The organism is Halarcobacter anaerophilus, assembly GCF_006459125.1.
Classification (GTDB): domain Bacteria; phylum Campylobacterota; class Campylobacteria; order Campylobacterales; family Arcobacteraceae; genus Halarcobacter; species Halarcobacter anaerophilus.
Genome location: NZ_CP041070.1, coordinates 2,910,337 through 2,926,371, shown reverse-complemented (window position 1 = coordinate 2,926,371; position 16,035 = coordinate 2,910,337). Strand labels below are relative to the sequence as shown.

Below are 16,035 nucleotides of genomic sequence, written 5' to 3'. Positions count from 1 at the left end.
AATAAAAAAAGGTGGGAGGAACCCCACCTTGAACAAATCTTTAATTACAGCCTAGATTCGTATCTTCTAAGCATGTATAATCTTTTAAGCATTTTTTTTCTAGCGTTAATTTTTTGTTTTTTTCTTTTTTCAGTCATTGGTTCAAAAAATCTTCTAGCTCTAGTTTCAGTAACAATTAGATTTCTATCACATTGTTTCTTAAACCTTCTGTATGCTTCGTCAAAAGATTCGCTATCTTTAACTTTAATGCCTGGCACTAAAATCACCCTCTTTCTTTTAAATTTTGAGGAAACATTATATTTAAAATTAACTTAATTTCAATTTAACTAAAGAAAAGATATAATTTAGTATTTTTAAAAAAGGTAACTATTTTGAGCTTAACACATTTAGATGAAAAAAACAGACCTAAAATGGTTGATGTTTCTGAAAAAAAAGATACAACTAGAGTTGCTGTTGCATCAGGAAAAATTTCTATGAGTCAAAGTGCTTTTGATGCAATTGTAAATAACAACACTAAAAAAGGTCCCGTATTACAAACAGCTGTTGTTGCAGCTATTATGGGTACGAAAAAAACAAGTGAGTTAATACCTATGTGTCATCCTTTGCTTTTAAGCTCAATTAATTGCGATATAGAAGAGTTACCTGAACTTCCCGGATTTAAACTGTATGTTACTGCCAAACTTTGCGGACAAACAGGAGTTGAAATGGAAGCTCTAACTGGAGTCTCTGTAGGTTTGTTAACTATATATGATATGGTTAAAGCTATAGATAAATCTATGGTGCTTTCTCAAATACAACTAGAGAGTAAAAGCGGCGGCAAAAGCGGTAATTTTATAAGAGGGGAAAAATAGAGAGGTTTTTATGGTAGATCTAAGTAAACATAAACTTGAATTAACTTATCCATGCTCTTGGAAATATAAAATTGTGATGTTAGAAAGCATAAATGTAAAAAATATTTCTAAAGATATATTTTCAGGCAGAGAACATGATGTGAAAGAGTCGAATGTAAGCAAAAAAGGAAAATTTAAAAGTTATACTATTGAACTTATTGTTCATAATGATGATGACAGAAATGAATTACATAGACTTTTAGGTGCCCATAAAGATATCAAAATGGTACTTTAGTAAATATAGATGTTAAGACGTGATTTCTTTAAAGCTGCGGCACTTCCTTTAGCTTTTTCAACATCAAATCTTTTTGGAAGCGGTAAAAAAGATTTAGCTTCTTTTTTGCCAAACTACTTTCATAGTATTGATACTCAAAAACTTTTTGAAGATAATTTAAAATCGGATATTTCAACTATTGAGAATAATAAAAAAACAGAAGTGAAAAAGAGTTTATATGTTGATCAAGAGTATGAAAAAGAGTTTGTTAGTGTAAGAAAGAAATTACGACAAATACAAAACTATGTAGGATATGGAAATTTTAATATTATCAGTTTTGATGAAATGTTAAAAATTGCGAAAAGAGTTGAAAGTATTAATTCTTTTTCCCAAAAAGAGTTAGATTTTTTAGAGAGTATTTTTTATTATGATCCAAGAATTCATGGTTTTTTCGGTGAAAAAGTTTCTAATAAAATTACCGATAAAATTAATAAATCTGATGTTGTTAAGATTTCAGGAACAGGACATTATCTTTTTAAGGGTGAACCTTATAGTGTCTATTTTAGAATGTTGAAAGATGTAGGGGATAGTTTAATTTTAACTTCCGGTGTAAGAAGTATCGTAAAGCAGACAAAACTATTTTTGGACAAAATATATAGTGTTGACGGAAATATTACAACAGCTTCGAAGTCTTTGGCTCCTCCTGCTTTTACTTATCATTCTGTCGCAGATTTTGATGTAGGTAAAAAAGGCTTCGGTCATGCAAACTTTTCTCCGAGATTTGCTCTTACCCAAGAGTTTTTTAAAATGAGAAGATTAAAATATATAGATATGAGATATACAATTAATAATAAGGATGGAGTTAGATATGAACCTTGGCATGTTAAAGTTATTTAGTCTTTTATTAATAACTTTTTTTATACAAAATGTGTCTGCAAGTACAGATATAAAAAATATAGATTTTGATTTTATTAAAAAAGGTCAACAAGATGACAATACTCTTTTAATAATCGGTGGAATTCAAGGGGATGAACCCGGTGCATTCATGGCTGCCTCAATTATTACGACTCATTATAAAATAAAAAAAGGTTCTGTTTGGGTTGTTCCTAATTTAAATTTTTATTCGATAATTAAAAGATCGAGGGGACCTTACGGTGATATGAATAGAAAATTTGCACATATTTCACCTACTGATCCTGATTATAATACGGTACAAAGAATCAAAGAGTATATAACTTCCCCTGAAGTAAGAGTTGTTTTAAATCTTCATGACGGTAGCGGGTTTTACAGAGAAGAGCATAAAGACTGGAATTTTTCTCCAAATAGATGGGGACAAAGTTCAATTATAGATCAGTCAAATTTAAGTGTACGATCTTATGGAAATTTAGAAGAAATTTCAAAAAGAGTGTGTGAACATGTAAATGAAAATCTACTTAGACAAAGGGATTTATATCATACAAAAAATACTCACACTAGACAAGGTGACAAAGAGATGGAAAAAAGCCTTACTTATTATGCAATAAATAACGGTAAGGCTGCTTTTGGAAATGAAGCTAGTAAAAATTTACCTCTTCATGAAAGAACATATTATCATCTTTTGGCACTTGAAAAATATATGAATATTATGGGAATAGAGTTTGAAAGAGAATTTGATTTAGATTCAAAAAGCGTTAAAGATGTAATAGATGATGATATTTATATCTCTTTTTATGATGATAGAATCCAGCTTCCTTTAAGTCAAATAAGAACTATTTTAAGATATTTTCCCATAAGAAAAGACGGTACTTTAGAATTTACTCCCTCAAATCCTCTTTTAACCGTAATCAAAAAAAACGGACAGTTTGTTATTCATTACGGAAATAGAAAATTAGCAAACTTAAAACCTGAATACAGAGAGATTGATAATTCAATCAAAAGTGTTAGTATGCTAATCGACGGAGAAAGAAAAAATCTAAAAATGGGTTCTATTATAGATGTTGATACAAGTTTTCAAGTTGAACCTTTAGAGGGTGTAAGGGTAAATGTAATCGGTTTTGTAAAAAACGGAGTTGAAAATGAAAGTGGAATTTCGGTGAATAAAGATAAATTTATAAAAAGATTTTCAATAGATAAAAAAGGGAATTTATATAGAATAGAGTTTTACAAAGGGAAAAAATTTGCGGGTATGATTTTGGTAAATTTTGACAAAAGTAAAGCTAAAAGAGCTACAGATGCCGTAGCTCTTAAAAAACTTAAAAAAACTACATTAAGTTTGTAGTTTTTTATAAGTTTACAAGCTCTTTTTTTATTTTTTCTTGATTTAGTTTTTTACAAGCAGATTTATATAATTCGCAAACTCTCTCTTGAGTATCGTTTATTTGTTCTGCAATCTCTTCTTCTTTTTTACCTTCTTCTTTTGAAACAAATACTTTAAACTCTTTTTTCGTGAATTTTCTTTTTAGAACCTCTTTTAGTTCCTCTTCTTCTTTTAGCGTACCTACTAATTTGTCGATATTAAATTGTAGTGATTTTGTAAAATTCAATTATTTTTCTCCTTTATTTATCCAAATATTTAATTTATCAATATCTTCATATGATGTTAAGTCTAATTTTACGGGTGTTATTGATACATAGTTTGCTTTTATTGCTTCAAAATCACAACTTTTATCAATGCTTTCCTGCCAGATTAGAGGATGAAGTCCAATCCAATAAAATTCTTCCCCTCTTGGGTTATAGTGTCTGTGAGTATCATTTCCATACTCTCTATATCCTGCTTTTGTAATTTTGATTCCTTTGCACTCTTCAACTGAAATTGGGGGAATATTTATATTTAGAAATCTTCTTTGTTCTAAAGGGAATTTATTTTCAAATATTTTTTTTACAATATCTGCAATTGTTTTTTTAGCCAATGCAAAATCCCAAGAAGCCTCTTTTATCTCTTGACATCTATCTTTACAAACTTGTGAAATAGATATTGCGGGAACTCCTTGCAGCACTGCTTCCATTGCTCCTGCTGCTGTTCCGCTGTAGGTTATATCTTCACCCATATTTGCCCCCACATTTATTCCGCTTATTACTAAATCAGGTTTAAAACCCTCTTTGAAAAGATTATTTAATGAAATAAATACACAATCTGTAGGCGTTCCGTCATCTATTCTGTAGTAATCATCACTTACATTATCCATTTTTAAAGGTTTGTCCAGCGTTAATGAGTGTCCGCACGCAGATTTGTTTTTTACAGGAGCTACAACCAAAATTTTTGCTAAAGGTGCTAAAGCTTCAATTAAAGCTTTTAATCCAATTGCATCAAAACCGTCATCATTGGTTAAAAGTATTTGTCTCATGCTACTACATGTGCTCCTTCAATCTGTTTTATATACTCTTCCATATTTGAAGTTACCCTAAAATCCGTTTCAAGTTCTATATCTGCAAGTTTTGTTTTTATAATAACTTTTAATTCTCTTCTTCCTTGATTATGAGCAATCAAATCAAAAAGTTTATACATAGTGTCCTCTTTTTCTATATAAGGAACAGCAACGGTAAGAGGCGGCTCTTCTTTCTCTTTATGTTTTGTTTTTACTTTCTCTTTTTGTGCATCTTTCAGGCTTTCAATTTTAAGAATACTAAGTCTTGTAAAATCTCCGTCTCTTGAAACTTTTACTTTAAAGGCAATAGGTTCATTGATATCAAACTCTTCTCTTATCTCTTTTAATCTGTTTTCAAAGAGCATTACTTCGATATTTCCGTGAAGGTCAAGAATATTTGCAATACCGAATTTATTACCTTTTTTAGAGATTTTTTCGGTTATCTCTTCAATTTTTCCTATAATAAGAGCTTGGGAACCGTCTGCAACTTCATCAAGCTCCGAACTTAATGTGTATGAGATTTTATCTAGCTCTTCTCTATAAGAATCAAGAGGGTGACCGGATACGTAAAATCCTAAAGAGGCTTTTTCAAACTCTAATATCTCTTTTTGGTCAAATTCAGGAAGATGTTCAAGATCTATATCTACTGTTAACATCTCTTTATCATCCCCGAAAAGTGAAGATGTAGTCTGTTTTTTCAGCTGCATTGCTTTTCCTACGGCTTCACCTATTAGTTCTATTTGTTCAAGTAATGCTCTTCTTGAATACTCAAAACAATCCAAAGCACCTGCTTTTGCCAAAGATTCGATTACTCTTTTATTTACTTTAGACCCGTCGATTCTTGAAACAAAATCTGCTAAATCTTTGAAAATGCCGTTTTTATTTCTCTCTTTTAAAATTGAGTTAATAGCCACATCACCGGCACCTTTAATGGCACCCATACCAAACATTACTACTTCTTTATCATCAATTTTTGTTGCAGAGAAAACAAGATCGGATTTATTTATATCAGGCGGAAATAACTCAATATCCAATCTTTTTACTTCATCTACATATTTAACAACTTTGTCCGTATTATCTTTTTCCAAAGTAAGTAAAGCTGCCATAAATTCAGTTGGATAGTAGCATTTTAAATAACAAGTATAAAAAGTAACCAGAGCATAAGCAGCCGAGTGGGATTTATTAAATCCATAACCGGCAAATTTTACAATAAGGTCGAAAAGCTCTTCAGCATAAGCTCTTGTAAAACCTTTTTTCTCTGCTCCGTCTGCAAATTCACCTTTTAGTCTGTCCATTTCAGCTTTAATTTTTTTACCCATTGCCCGTCTAACTAAGTCTGCACCTCCAAGTGAAAAGCCACCGACGCTTTGTACAATCTGCATAACCTGTTCTTGGTAAACAATTACCCCGTAAGTATTTTCCAAAATAGGTTTTAGTGCAGGTTCGAGTTCATCATGGAAGTAGTCAATTTTTGCACGTCCGTGTTTTCTGTCAATAAAGTCATCAAGCATTCCTGACTCCATAGGTCCCGGTCTATACAAAGCAAGTATCGCGACAAGGTCCTCAAAGCTTGAAGGTTTTAATCTTTTACACAAATCTTGCATTCCTGCCGATTCTATCTGGAATAATCCGATTGTATCTCCTGATTGAACTAAGTCGTAGACTCCCTTGTCATTTACATCTATTTGGATAAAATCAATTTTTTTGCCGTGTCTTTTTTCAACAAGTTTATTTGCCTCATCAATTACTGTTAAAGTTTTAAGTCCCAAGAAGTCGAATTTAATTAAGTCGACATCTTCGACGAATTTACCGTTATATTGGGTTGCTATTGTTTCCATTCCAGAGGGTTTAAACAAAGGTGTTTTTTTCCATAAAGGATCATTTGAGATAACAACACCTGCTGCATGCGTACCTGCATTTCTATTTAAACCTTCTAAAGCTAAAGCAAAATCCCATACTCTTTTTGCTTGAGGATCACTGTCATACAGCTCTTTTATTTTCGGTTCTTTTTCCCAAGAAGATTTTAAATCAATCCCAAGTTCATCGGGAATAAGTTTTGCCATAGCATCTGCTTTTGAATAAGGCATATCAAGAACTCTTGCAACATCTCTTATAACCCCTTTTGCAAGAAGTTTACCGAACGTGATAATCTGGGCAACATTGTTTCTACCGTACTGTTTTACAACATAATCAATAATTTCACCCCTTCTACTTTGGCAGAAGTCCATATCGATATCCGGCATTGATACCCTTTCAGGATTTAGAAATCTCTCAAAAAGAAGTCCGTAAGGCATAGGATCGATATCGGTAATTTCCATACTAAAAGCAACCAAACTTCCTGCGGCACTTCCTCTTCCCGGACCAACAGGGATTTTCATCTCTTTTGCAGCTCTTACGAAATCCCAAACGATAAGCATATATCCCGGGAATTTCATACCTGTTATGATATCTATCTCTTTTTGAAGCCTTTGTCTATATTCCTCATGTTTCTCTTTTGGAACTATTTTAAGTCTTTTTTCCAAACCTTCTCTTGATACGTGTACAAATAAAGCGGTATCGTTTTCTAGTGAATACTCTTCTTCAGGTTCAGGTATTTCAAGTCCTAGTTCCGTAAGTTTTTGTCTTGTAAATTTAAAATTCGGCGGTGTAGGATTTCCTAATTTTATCTCTAAGTTACATTTATCTGCAATCTCTTGCGTTGTTGCAATTGCTTCAGGAATATCTGCATAGAGTTTTGCTATTTGTTCCGGAGATTTTAGATAAAATTCATGAACACTGTGTCTTAATCTGTTTGGATCATCATAAAGTTTATTCATTGCAATACACATAAAAGCTTCATGTGCTAGGGCATCTTTTTGCTCCAAATAGTGGGTGTCGTTTGTGGCAACTACTTTTATCCCCGTCTCTTTTGAAATTTTTAAAATCATATCATCAATAAAGAGTTGGTCGGCAATACCGTGTCTCATTATTTCCAAATAAAAATCATCTCCGAAAATTTCTTTATACTCTAAGGCTATCTCTTTTGCTCTTTCATAACCTTTTGCCCCAAATTTTACGTTTCTTTCATTATTTGTATTTAGGTGCCAGTTTACTTCTCCTTGAAGGCAGGCAGCACTGCAAACCAAACCTTCGGAATTTTCTCTTAATATTTTTTTGTTGATTCTTGGATAATAATAAAAACCGTGCATATATGCTTGTGAGCTTAGATACATTAAGTTTTTATATCCTGTGTCGTTTTTTGCATAAAGACAGAGGTGGAATCTTTGCCTTGTAGTTTTATCGGATATTTCTTCCGAGTTGTGGATATAGGCTTCCATTCCTATAATCGGCTTTATTCCCTCTTTTCTCATGGCATTATAGAAATAGATTGCTCCAAACATGTTTCCATGGTCTGTCATAGCAACACTTTTCATTCCTAATTCTTTCACCTTTTTTGCCAAAGGTGTAATCTTATTTGCTCCATCAAGCAAAGAGTATTCGGTATGTAGATGTAAATGTGTAAATTCAGGAGTTTGTGACATGATTTTTTTCTTCTATTCTTTCTTTTTTATTGAAGGCAATTATATCCAATAGCAGATAAAAAACTTTAGGAAGTATAAGAGGTAATTTTATATTTAAGAATAAGTTTATGAGGCTTTTAAAAAGTGCTTTTTTGCCTCTTTATATCCAAGGTTAAAACATTCGTCTAATTGTTTGAAAGTAAACATTGAAAAATCTTTTAATTTTAGCGTAGTTAGGTATTGATCCGTATTTTTAATGGTAAAGATATGATTTTCGTAAAGCTGAGTGAAAAACTTTTTCTTTAATATTTTAAAAGGGTTCATCTTTTTTTTATCCAAAATATTGCTGCTTGGAAAAAGATCGATAGCCAGTATTTCGTAAATCTCTTTGTTTAGAGGTTTTATAGGAACAGAGTCAAAAAGTCCGCCGTCTATTAAATACATATTTTTATAGTTTACAGGTTCAAAAAGCGGAACTAAGGCACTTGATGCCATACATAAAATTTGAGTATCACCTTTATCAAAATAGTGTAATTTCCTTTTTTTTAAATCATATGCACATACATAGACTTTTTTAGGGATTTTTTCTAATTGTTTAATAGGTAGAAGATGATCTAAAAGTTTGGCTTCTCTTTGTATTCGTATTAAACCGTTTCTAAAATAGTTAAATTTCAAAATATCTTTGAGTTCTTGTGAAGAGAATATTTTTAGCTGTTCTTTTGCTTTTACTCCGCTTGCATGGGAAGCTGAAATAATAGCTCCGATTGAACTTCCGCTGTAGGCATCTATTTCTATGCGACTCTCTTCCATAAAATGTAAAATTCCTAAATGAAAAGCGCCTTTTGCGGCACCTCCACCTAAAGCAACGGCAAATTTTTTATCACTCATTTATGTAACCAGTTTATAATTTTAAATTCCCCTTCAAAGGTTTCTACAACAGCTGTACAAGACTCTACCCAATCTCCACAGTTTAAATACTCTATTGAATCAATCATTTTTGTTTCGGCTTTGTGGATATGTCCGCATATTATGCCATTATATCCTTTATATTTTGCATGTTCTGCCAATGTAGCCTCAAAGTCTGTTATAAAAGAGACAGAAGATTTTACATTGTCTTTAACGTATTTTGACAAAGACCATCTTGATTTTATACCGACTCTTGTTCTTATTATATTTAATATTTGATTTACGTTTAAAAGAAGATCATAACCGTAATCTCCCAAAACCGCAAGCCATTTTTTCGTCATTGTAATAGAATCAAAAAAATCTCCGTGAGTGATTAAATATTTTTTGCCGTTTAAAGCAATATATTCAGTCTCATTTTTTACTTCTAAAGAGTGACCTAAAATAAGAGGAACAAAGGGGCGTAAAAATTCATCATGGTTACCTGTTATAAAAGTAACATTGCAGCCTTTTCTTGCTCTTTTTAAGATTTTTTGTATTACGTCAGAGTGTGATTGAGGCCAAATAAATTTCCTTTTTATTGACCAGCCGTCTATTATATCCCCCACTAAAAATAGGTTCTCACACTCATTTTGTTTGAAAAAATCCAACAATTGTTTTGTGTTTGAAAATTTTGTTCCAAGATGAACATCTGATATAAATATGCTTTTATATTTCATTTTGGGATTCTATTACACGATGGTTACAACTTAATAACATGTAATACTTTTGTAATTTAGCTGTAATAAAATTTTTAAATGAAAAATATAAAAATATGTTTGGTAAGTGATACGGTTTTTGATATAAACGGTGTATCGCGATTTATTCAAGACTTTTCAAAGCAGGCTTTAAAATTTGAAAAAGATTTTGTAGTTTTAACTTCTACTAAAAAAGTGCCAGAAGAAGAGTTTGAAAATATAATTAATATAAATCCGATTTTTAGAATGAAAATGCCTTTTTATAAATCTTTGGATTTGGTTTTTCCCAATTTTTTTAAAATCAAAGAGGAGATAAAAAGATTAAATCCCGATTTACTGCATATTTCAACTCCGGGAACCGTCGGCTTGTCCGCTTTAATTTGTGCCAAACTTTTAAAAATTCCTGTTGTAGGAATTTATCATACGGATTTTCCCGCTTATCTTTATAAAAATACGAAAAAGAGTTTTGTAAAAAAAGGAACAATAAAATTTCTAAAATTTTTTTATAGTCCATATAAAGCTTTGTTTTGCCGTTCCGAAGAGTATTTTAAAACATTAAAAGAGCAGTTGAATTTTGAAGATGAAGAGTTATATCTTTTAAAAGCGGGAATTGATATAAAAAGTTTTGACAGCTCTTTTAAAGATAATTCAATCTGGGAAAAATATAAAGTAGATAAAAGCAGATTTAAGGTTTTATATGTAGGAAGAGTCTCTTTGGAAAAAAACGTACATAAACTATTGGCTTTTTGGCAAAAAGCGGAACTTAAAAATTCTCAACTGATTTTAGTAGGAGACAAAGAGTTAAAAGAGCAGATATCAGATCCTACAATTACCTATTTGGGAAAAAGAAGAGGTGAAGAGTTATCTAAAATATATGCTTCAAGCGATTGTTTTATTTTCCCTTCGACTACCGATACTTTGGGACAAGTAGTAATGGAAGCATTAAGCTCGGGCTTGCCTGCAATAGTTACAAACAAAGGGGGACCAAAAACTTTTGTAACTGAAAAATTCGGATATATTTTAGATATAAATAGTTTTGATGAGGTAAAAAAGGCATTAGAAGAGTTGTCAAAAAAGGATGAAAAATATTATCAAAAAAGTAAAAAAGCTTATGAATATATGAGAGATAAGTCTATCTCTCACAGTTTTTTGGATTTTTGGCAGAAGAATGAAGAGATTCTCTCAAGATTAAAAGCTTGATACTAAAAGTCCGTTTTTCACTTCCTTATAAACTTCTTCACCTTTTATTGTTTTAACAAGTTCCAAAGCGAACTGCATTGCCGTTGCAGGTCCTTGAGAAGTTATAACTTTTCCGTCTGTTACGACTTTTTCATCTGAAATATATGTTGCTGGATCGATTTTTTCTTCAAAGCTTGGATAACAAGTATATCTTTTATTTAAAACTTTTGCTTCATGTAAAGCATAAGGTGCTGCGCATATTGCCGCTACGTATTTATTTGAAGATTTCATTTTTTGTAGAGTTTTTTTTACTAATTCCGATTTTGCAAGATTAAAGGTGTTTTCTGCACCTCCTGGTAAAACTACCATATCAAAATCTTCAAGATTTGAAATATCTTCTAATTTTTCATCTGCTTCAATTAATATATTATGAGCTCCTTTTGTTGTTTTTTCATTTATTGTCGAAATTGTTACGTCAACTTGGGCTCTTCTTAAAATATCTATAATTGAGACTGCTTCAACTTCTTCAAATCCTGTGGAAAGAATAACTAATACTTTAGACATGATAAACTCCTGTATAAAATTTTATTTTTATTTTATCACAGAATTATGAAGAAAAGGGGTTTTAAACTGTTTTTAAAGATAAAGTTTTCAAGAATTTATAAGCTATTTTTAAATAAAATCTAAGCAATTAATATAAGGGGAATTTATGTTTAAAATTTTCACTAAATCTTGCTTGCTTGTAACAGCGGTATCTCTATTTTCGGGATGTACTGCAAATAGTCCTTTTGTAAGTTATAAAGATAGTTCAGTAGAGAAAGAAGACAAAAAAGTTCAGATTACAAAACAGCATATTCAAGTTGCCAATGACAGACAAAAAAACGTAACAACTCAATATACTATAGAAGATACTATAAACTCGCTTGCTACACAAATGATGCAGAATCAAAAAATGAGTACCAGCAAACCGCTTCTTATAACATCTTTTGTTAGTTTAAGCAATTTTAAAAAGACTACGGAATTTGGTAGAATTGTAAGTGAAAGTTTAATAAACGAGATGTCAAACAGAGGTTTTAATATTATAGAATATAGAGGGCAAATGGCTGTTTCTATAAATGAAAAAGGTGAATATTTTATTAGCAGAAATCCTCATAAACTAAAAGAAAAAATACCAAATACCTATGTTGTGGTAGGAACTTACTCTAGACAGTACGGGAAAGTTATGTTAAATGCAAGAGTTATGGATAATATAACAGGTAAAATAATTTCAAGTGCAAGAGCTACTTATCAACATAATAAAAGAAATGACTGTATTTTATTTAAAGATTGTAAACCTGCAAGAACAATAAAAATAATAGAAGAAAAATAGTTTAAATGAACAAAAATATTATAAAAATATTGAACTATTTTTCAGCTTCAATATTTTTAATACTTTTTTTTACTTCATGTTCAACAAATATAGCAAAAACAGTTGCTAGTAAATCCCCTACAAATCACAAGTATTTAACCGGTTCAACTAACTTTGACTCTTTAGTCGAAGAGTTGGTTGAAAAACAGGAACCAAAAATCAAAGAGTATATTGATTCCCAAGAAGCGGTTTTAGTTCCTGATTTCGTAAATGTCGATAGATTAAGAAATCGTTCAAAACTTGGATTTCTACTCTCTGAACAGCTAAAAAACTCTTTGTTAAATAAAGGAGTTATAGTAAAAGCCGTAGAATTAAGCAGAGATTTCCAATTAGGAGTACATGGCTTTAATGTTTTAACTAGAATACAAAAAGATATCAAAAATAAAGAGTTAAGCACTAGATATGCTTTTGTTGGAACATATAGCGTTACTACAGAGAGTTTGATTATTTTTACAAAACTTGTCGATCTTTCGACAGGAAATATTTTAAGCTCAGCTTCTAGTGAAACTTTGGTTGATGATGAGATATTCGATTTAGAAAGAAATACTATTCAACCTAATATTAGAGCCCCTATGGTTTTATAGTATATCTTGGATTAGAAATTGAGGACTTATCTCTCCTCTAAACTCATTTTTATTTATTGAAACTACTAAATTTATAGAATCTTCCAAATCTCTGTTTTCTGCATGAAATTGTAAAGCTTCAAAAACATAACCGTTGTTGTTTAAGGTTAGTTTTAAATGATTTTTATCTTTTCCAAATAGTTGGGTTTTTATAATTTTTGAATTTGATATTTTAAAAATAGGGCGATGATTATTTAAACCGTAAGGCTCAAACTTTTCAATAATATCCAAAAATTCAATATCCACGGAAGATACGTCAAGTTCTCCTAATACATCATGTTCTATATATAAATCTTTTGCTTCTATATTTAAAAGTTCATTTATTCTTTTTTTAAACTCTTCTAGATTTTTTGCTTCCATTGATAACCCGGCAGCATTTTTATGACCTCCAAAACCAAGAAGAAGGTCTGAAGTTTCGGAAATAATTGTGTGTAGATTTATATTTGCATTTGCTCTTGCACTACCTTTTGCTATTCCGTTTTTAATAGAAAATATAAAAGCAGGTTTTTTATAGGCATTTGAGAGTTTTGACGCAACAATTCCGATAACTCCTTCATGCCAATCTTCTCCCCAGACTATTACGGCATTATCTTGATTGCTCATTGCTTGCACTGCTTTTTTTGAAATCTCTTCTTGTAAGGTTTTTCTATAACAGTTTAGCTCTTCTAACATTTGAAGTGAATCATTTGCTTCATAAAGATTTTGAGATAGAAGAAAAGACAAGGCAATGGACGCATCATCCATTCTTCCAGCACTGTTTATTTTAGGAGCTATAGTAAAACCTACATCATCAGAGACAAAAAGCTGTTTTTGCATTACTTCATTTAATTTTATAAAAGCGGGTCTTTTTGAATTTTTTATAGATTTAAGTCCATGTTTGACCATAATATAGTTTAGACTTGTCATTGGCATTATATCTGCAATTATTGCAATACATAAAAGGTCGAAAAAGTCTTGTAGATTTACCTCTTTTTTTAGTTCTTGTTTTATTGCAGCACAAAGATACCATGCTACTTGGGCTCCGCAAATCTCTTTAAAAGGGAAATTACACTCTTTTTGTTTCGGATTTATTATGGCAAAAGCCTCGGGAAGTTCCTCTCCTACGGTGTGATGATCCGTAATAATTAAATCAATAGCTTTTTCTTTTAATTTTTTTGCGGCTTGATTTGCTGAAATTCCGTTGTCTACTGTTATAACCAAACCTTCATCAATCATATCGACAATTTTCGGTGAAAGTCCGTATCCGTGTTCAAATCTATTAGGGATAATATAATCTACTTGAATACCGATTTTTTGAAAAAAATCCACTACTATAGTTGTAGAAACAACTCCGTCAACATCATAATCTCCGACTATTGTGATTTTTTCATTTTTTAAAACGGCATCTTTGATTCTTGTTGTTGCTTTTTGAATATCTTTAAAACTGTCGGGTTTTGGCATTTGAGCAAGACGAGAATATTTGTCATTCTCATGTCTTGCTTTTAGTATATTAAAAAGTTCTTTTTTCGTAATCTTTAGCATTAATTAGCGGCATTAGCCTGTTTTACAAACTCTAAAATAATCGGGTTTGGTGTTTCTAAGTGAGAAGTAAATTCAGGGTGGAATTGAACACCTACAAACCAAGGGTGATCTTTGATTTCAACTGCTTCAATTAAACCGTTTGATTGTCCTGAAATTATCATACCTGCATTTTCCAGTTTCTCTTTATATGCAGGATTTGCTTCATATCTGTGTCTATGTCTTTCATAATAGACTTCTTCTTTTCCATAAGCTTTTTGAAGGTTACTTCCTTTTAGGGGTTCAAACGGATATTCTCCCAATCTCATTGTTCCGCCCATTGGAGATTTTTTTGTTCTTACTTGTTTATTTCCGCTTTGGTCGATAAATTCATCAATTAGGTATATTACAGGTTCTTTTGTTTCAGGATCAAACTCTACAGAGTTTGCATTTTCGATTCCTAATACGTTTCTTGCGTATTCTACGATAGCTAATTGCATACCAAGACAGATTCCAAGGAAAGGAATTTTATTTTCTCTTGCATATTTTATTGCAGCAAGTTTACCGTCAACCCCTCTTGGTCCAAAACCGCCTGCAACTAAAATTCCGTCTGAATTTCCTATTACTTCATAGGCTCCTTCATCTTCAATTCTTTGTGAATCACACCAGTGGATATTGATTTTTGTATTTAGATGAGCTCCTGCATGAATCAAAGCTTCAATCAAAGATTTGTAAGACTCTTTTAAATCAAGATATTTACCTACAAATGCGATTGTAACTTCATCTTGGGGAATAAGAATATTTTTTACCAAAGTATCCCATTTTTCCATATTCGGTTTTAATTTTATACAGAAGTGTTCTGAAAGAGGGGTTAAAATTCCCTCTTTTATAAAATGAAGAGGAACTTGGTAAATAGATTGTGCATCATCTGCTTCTATAACGGCATTTCTTTCAATATCACATGAAAATGCTAGTTTATCTTTTAAATTTTTAGGAAGAGGTTTTTCTGTTCTGCATACAAGCATATGCGGAGTTATACCTATTCTTCTTAACTCTTGAACTGAGTGTTGTGTCGGTTTTGTTTTTAGTTCTCCCGCAGCTTTTACGTAAGGAACTAAACTTACATGAATATTCATAATATTTGTTTTTGGGAGTTCATGTCTCATTGCTCTTATTGCTTCCATAAAAGGCAGACCTTCTATATCTCCTACCGTACCACCTAATTCAACAATTAAGAAATCTTTATCATCTGCTGCTGCATAGATTCTATCTTTGATTTCATCTACAACATGAGGGATTACTTGAATAGTTTTTCCTAAATAACCGCCTTTTCTCTCTCTTCTAATTACGCTTTGGTAAACTTGTCCTGTAGTAAAAGAGTTTTTAGCAGTAAGTGTTGTATCAATAAATCGTTCATAGTTTCCTAAATCCAAATCTGTTTCAGCTCCGTCTGCCGTAACAAAAACTTCACCGTGTTCTAAAGGGCTCATTGTCCCCGGGTCAACATTTAAATAAGGGTCAATTTTCAGCATTGATACTTTAAAACCTGATTGTTTTAAAATAGTTGCAATAGAAGCTGAAGTTATACCTTTCCCTAGTGAGCTTAATACCCCACCTGTAACAAATATGAATTTAGTCATTATATGGAACTCCGTAAAAATTGATTAAAAATTGTAAAAATATTTCGCGATTATAACTTATTAGAAGTAAATATTGAGTTAAAGTAAAAGGAGTATTTAT

General features: G+C 31.4%; 16 protein-coding genes. 7 read left to right on the top strand and 9 right to left on the bottom strand.

Going from position 1 to position 16,035, the window contains the following annotated elements; all coding sequences use genetic code 11:
* Nucleotides 1-44 precede the first annotated feature (44 nt).
* The gene (gene rpsU / locus AANAER_RS14420; protein ID WP_129083051.1) at nt 45-257 is read right to left on the bottom strand and encodes a 30S ribosomal protein S21; all 213 of its coding nucleotides are present in this window, start codon (nt 255-257) and stop codon (nt 45-47) included.
* Between the two features lie 114 nt (nt 258-371).
* On the opposite strand from rpsU, the gene moaC reads away from it, so the two are divergent.
* The 4 genes from moaC to AANAER_RS14400 are packed head-to-tail and all read left to right on the top strand — an operon-like array spanning nt 372 to nt 3,361.
* The gene (gene moaC, locus AANAER_RS14415; protein WP_129083050.1) at nt 372-851 is read left to right on the top strand and encodes a cyclic pyranopterin monophosphate synthase MoaC; all 480 of its coding nucleotides are present in this window, start codon (nt 372-374) and stop codon (nt 849-851) included.
* A gap of 10 nt (nt 852-861) precedes the next feature.
* Complete coding sequence (locus tag AANAER_RS14410; RefSeq protein ID WP_044419336.1) at nt 862-1,125, top strand: HP0495 family protein; 264 nt, start codon at nt 862-864, stop codon at nt 1,123-1,125.
* A 9-nt stretch (nt 1,126-1,134) separates the two neighbouring features.
* The gene (locus tag AANAER_RS14405) at nt 1,135-2,001 is read left to right on the top strand and encodes a D-alanyl-D-alanine carboxypeptidase family protein (protein WP_129083049.1); all 867 of its coding nucleotides are present in this window, start codon (nt 1,135-1,137) and stop codon (nt 1,999-2,001) included.
* 31 nt (nt 2,002-2,032) lie between these two features.
* Nucleotides 2,033-3,361, top strand: coding sequence for a M14 family metallopeptidase (locus tag AANAER_RS14400; protein ID WP_228711186.1), 1,329 nt, complete (start codon nt 2,033-2,035; stop codon nt 3,359-3,361).
* Between the two features lie 4 nt (nt 3,362-3,365).
* Here AANAER_RS14400 and AANAER_RS14395 read toward each other — a convergent pair whose 3' ends face one another.
* The 5 genes from AANAER_RS14395 to AANAER_RS14375 form a co-directional block, all read right to left on the bottom strand.
* Nucleotides 3,366-3,626 (bottom strand): hypothetical protein, encoded by a 261-nt coding sequence (locus tag AANAER_RS14395; protein WP_044419337.1) that lies wholly within the window; start codon nt 3,624-3,626, stop codon nt 3,366-3,368.
* Nucleotides 3,627-4,427 (bottom strand): 5'/3'-nucleotidase SurE, encoded by an 801-nt coding sequence (gene surE / locus AANAER_RS14390; protein WP_129083047.1) that lies wholly within the window; start codon nt 4,425-4,427, stop codon nt 3,627-3,629. It lies immediately after the preceding gene.
* Nucleotides 4,424-7,969 (bottom strand): DNA polymerase III subunit alpha, encoded by a 3,546-nt coding sequence (gene dnaE / locus AANAER_RS14385; RefSeq protein ID WP_129083046.1) that lies wholly within the window; start codon nt 7,967-7,969, stop codon nt 4,424-4,426. Before dnaE ends, surE begins: the two co-directional genes overlap by 4 nt.
* Before the next feature lie 105 nt (nt 7,970-8,074).
* Nucleotides 8,075-8,836, bottom strand: a complete 762-nt coding sequence (locus AANAER_RS14380) for a patatin-like phospholipase family protein (RefSeq protein ID WP_129083045.1) — start codon at nt 8,834-8,836, stop codon at nt 8,075-8,077.
* Nucleotides 8,833-9,570: a UDP-2,3-diacylglucosamine diphosphatase gene (locus AANAER_RS14375; protein ID WP_129083044.1), complete on the bottom strand. Its 738-nt coding sequence runs from the start codon at nt 9,568-9,570 to the stop codon at nt 8,833-8,835. The genes AANAER_RS14380 and AANAER_RS14375 overlap by 4 nt, the downstream gene beginning before the upstream one ends.
* A gap of 78 nt (nt 9,571-9,648) precedes the next feature.
* Between AANAER_RS14375 and AANAER_RS14370 the strand changes: the two genes are divergently transcribed.
* Nucleotides 9,649-10,788 carry a glycosyltransferase gene (locus AANAER_RS14370; RefSeq protein ID WP_129083043.1) on the top strand — a complete coding sequence of 380 codons (1,140 nt, stop codon included), beginning with the start codon at nt 9,649-9,651 and terminating at the stop codon, nt 10,786-10,788.
* On the opposite strand, the gene AANAER_RS14365 is transcribed toward AANAER_RS14370, so the two are convergent.
* Complete coding sequence (locus AANAER_RS14365) at nt 10,777-11,331, bottom strand: DJ-1 family glyoxalase III (RefSeq protein ID WP_129083042.1); 555 nt, start codon at nt 11,329-11,331, stop codon at nt 10,777-10,779. The genes AANAER_RS14370 and AANAER_RS14365 overlap by 12 nt on opposite strands.
* 145 nt (nt 11,332-11,476) lie before the next feature.
* Here AANAER_RS14365 and AANAER_RS14360 point away from each other — a divergent pair, with 145 nt between their 5' ends.
* Both AANAER_RS14360 and AANAER_RS14355 read left to right on the top strand, forming a co-directional pair.
* Nucleotides 11,477-12,136, top strand: a complete 660-nt coding sequence (locus AANAER_RS14360; RefSeq protein WP_157840881.1) for a FlgO family outer membrane protein — start codon at nt 11,477-11,479, stop codon at nt 12,134-12,136.
* 5 nt (nt 12,137-12,141) lie between these two features.
* On the top strand, nt 12,142-12,759 hold the full coding sequence (locus AANAER_RS14355) for a FlgO family outer membrane protein (RefSeq protein ID WP_164969379.1): 618 nt from the start codon (nt 12,142-12,144) through the stop codon (nt 12,757-12,759).
* Here the strand turns inward: AANAER_RS14355 and recJ are convergent.
* Together recJ and AANAER_RS14345 are read right to left on the bottom strand one after the other, a co-directional pair.
* Nucleotides 12,754-14,319, bottom strand: a complete 1,566-nt coding sequence (recJ, locus tag AANAER_RS14350) for a single-stranded-DNA-specific exonuclease RecJ (RefSeq protein WP_129083041.1) — start codon at nt 14,317-14,319, stop codon at nt 12,754-12,756. The two genes, AANAER_RS14355 and recJ, sit on opposite strands and share 6 nt — an antisense overlap.
* Nucleotides 14,319-15,935: a CTP synthase gene (locus AANAER_RS14345; RefSeq protein WP_044419342.1), complete on the bottom strand. Its 1,617-nt coding sequence runs from the start codon at nt 15,933-15,935 to the stop codon at nt 14,319-14,321. Before AANAER_RS14345 ends, recJ begins: the two co-directional genes overlap by 1 nt.
* Nucleotides 15,936-16,035 lie beyond the last annotated feature (100 nt).

Excerpts from the sequence above, each read along its gene's own strand:
- AANAER_RS14410 (WP_044419336.1), top strand. The coding sequence starts at position 862 with ATGGTAGATCTAAGTAAACATAAACTTGAATTAACTTATCCATGCTCT.
- AANAER_RS14405 (WP_129083049.1), top strand. The coding sequence starts at position 1,135 with ATGTTAAGACGTGATTTCTTTAAAGCTGCGGCACTTCCTTTAGCTTTT.
- surE (WP_129083047.1), bottom strand. The coding sequence starts at position 4,427 with ATGAGACAAATACTTTTAACCAATGATGACGGTTTTGATGCAATTGGA.
- dnaE (WP_129083046.1), bottom strand. The coding sequence starts at position 7,969 with ATGTCACAAACTCCTGAATTTACACATTTACATCTACATACCGAATAC.
- AANAER_RS14380 (WP_129083045.1), bottom strand. The coding sequence starts at position 8,836 with ATGAGTGATAAAAAATTTGCCGTTGCTTTAGGTGGAGGTGCCGCAAAA.
- AANAER_RS14375 (WP_129083044.1), bottom strand. The coding sequence starts at position 9,570 with ATGAAATATAAAAGCATATTTATATCAGATGTTCATCTTGGAACAAAA.
- AANAER_RS14370 (WP_129083043.1), top strand. The coding sequence starts at position 9,649 with ATGAAAAATATAAAAATATGTTTGGTAAGTGATACGGTTTTTGATATA.
- AANAER_RS14365 (WP_129083042.1), bottom strand. The coding sequence starts at position 11,331 with ATGTCTAAAGTATTAGTTATTCTTTCCACAGGATTTGAAGAAGTTGAA.
- AANAER_RS14360 (WP_157840881.1), top strand. The coding sequence starts at position 11,477 with ATGTTTAAAATTTTCACTAAATCTTGCTTGCTTGTAACAGCGGTATCT.
- AANAER_RS14355 (WP_164969379.1), top strand. The coding sequence starts at position 12,142 with ATGAACAAAAATATTATAAAAATATTGAACTATTTTTCAGCTTCAATA.
- recJ (WP_129083041.1), bottom strand. The coding sequence starts at position 14,319 with ATGCTAAAGATTACGAAAAAAGAACTTTTTAATATACTAAAAGCAAGA.
- AANAER_RS14345 (WP_044419342.1), bottom strand. The coding sequence starts at position 15,935 with ATGACTAAATTCATATTTGTTACAGGTGGGGTATTAAGCTCACTAGGG.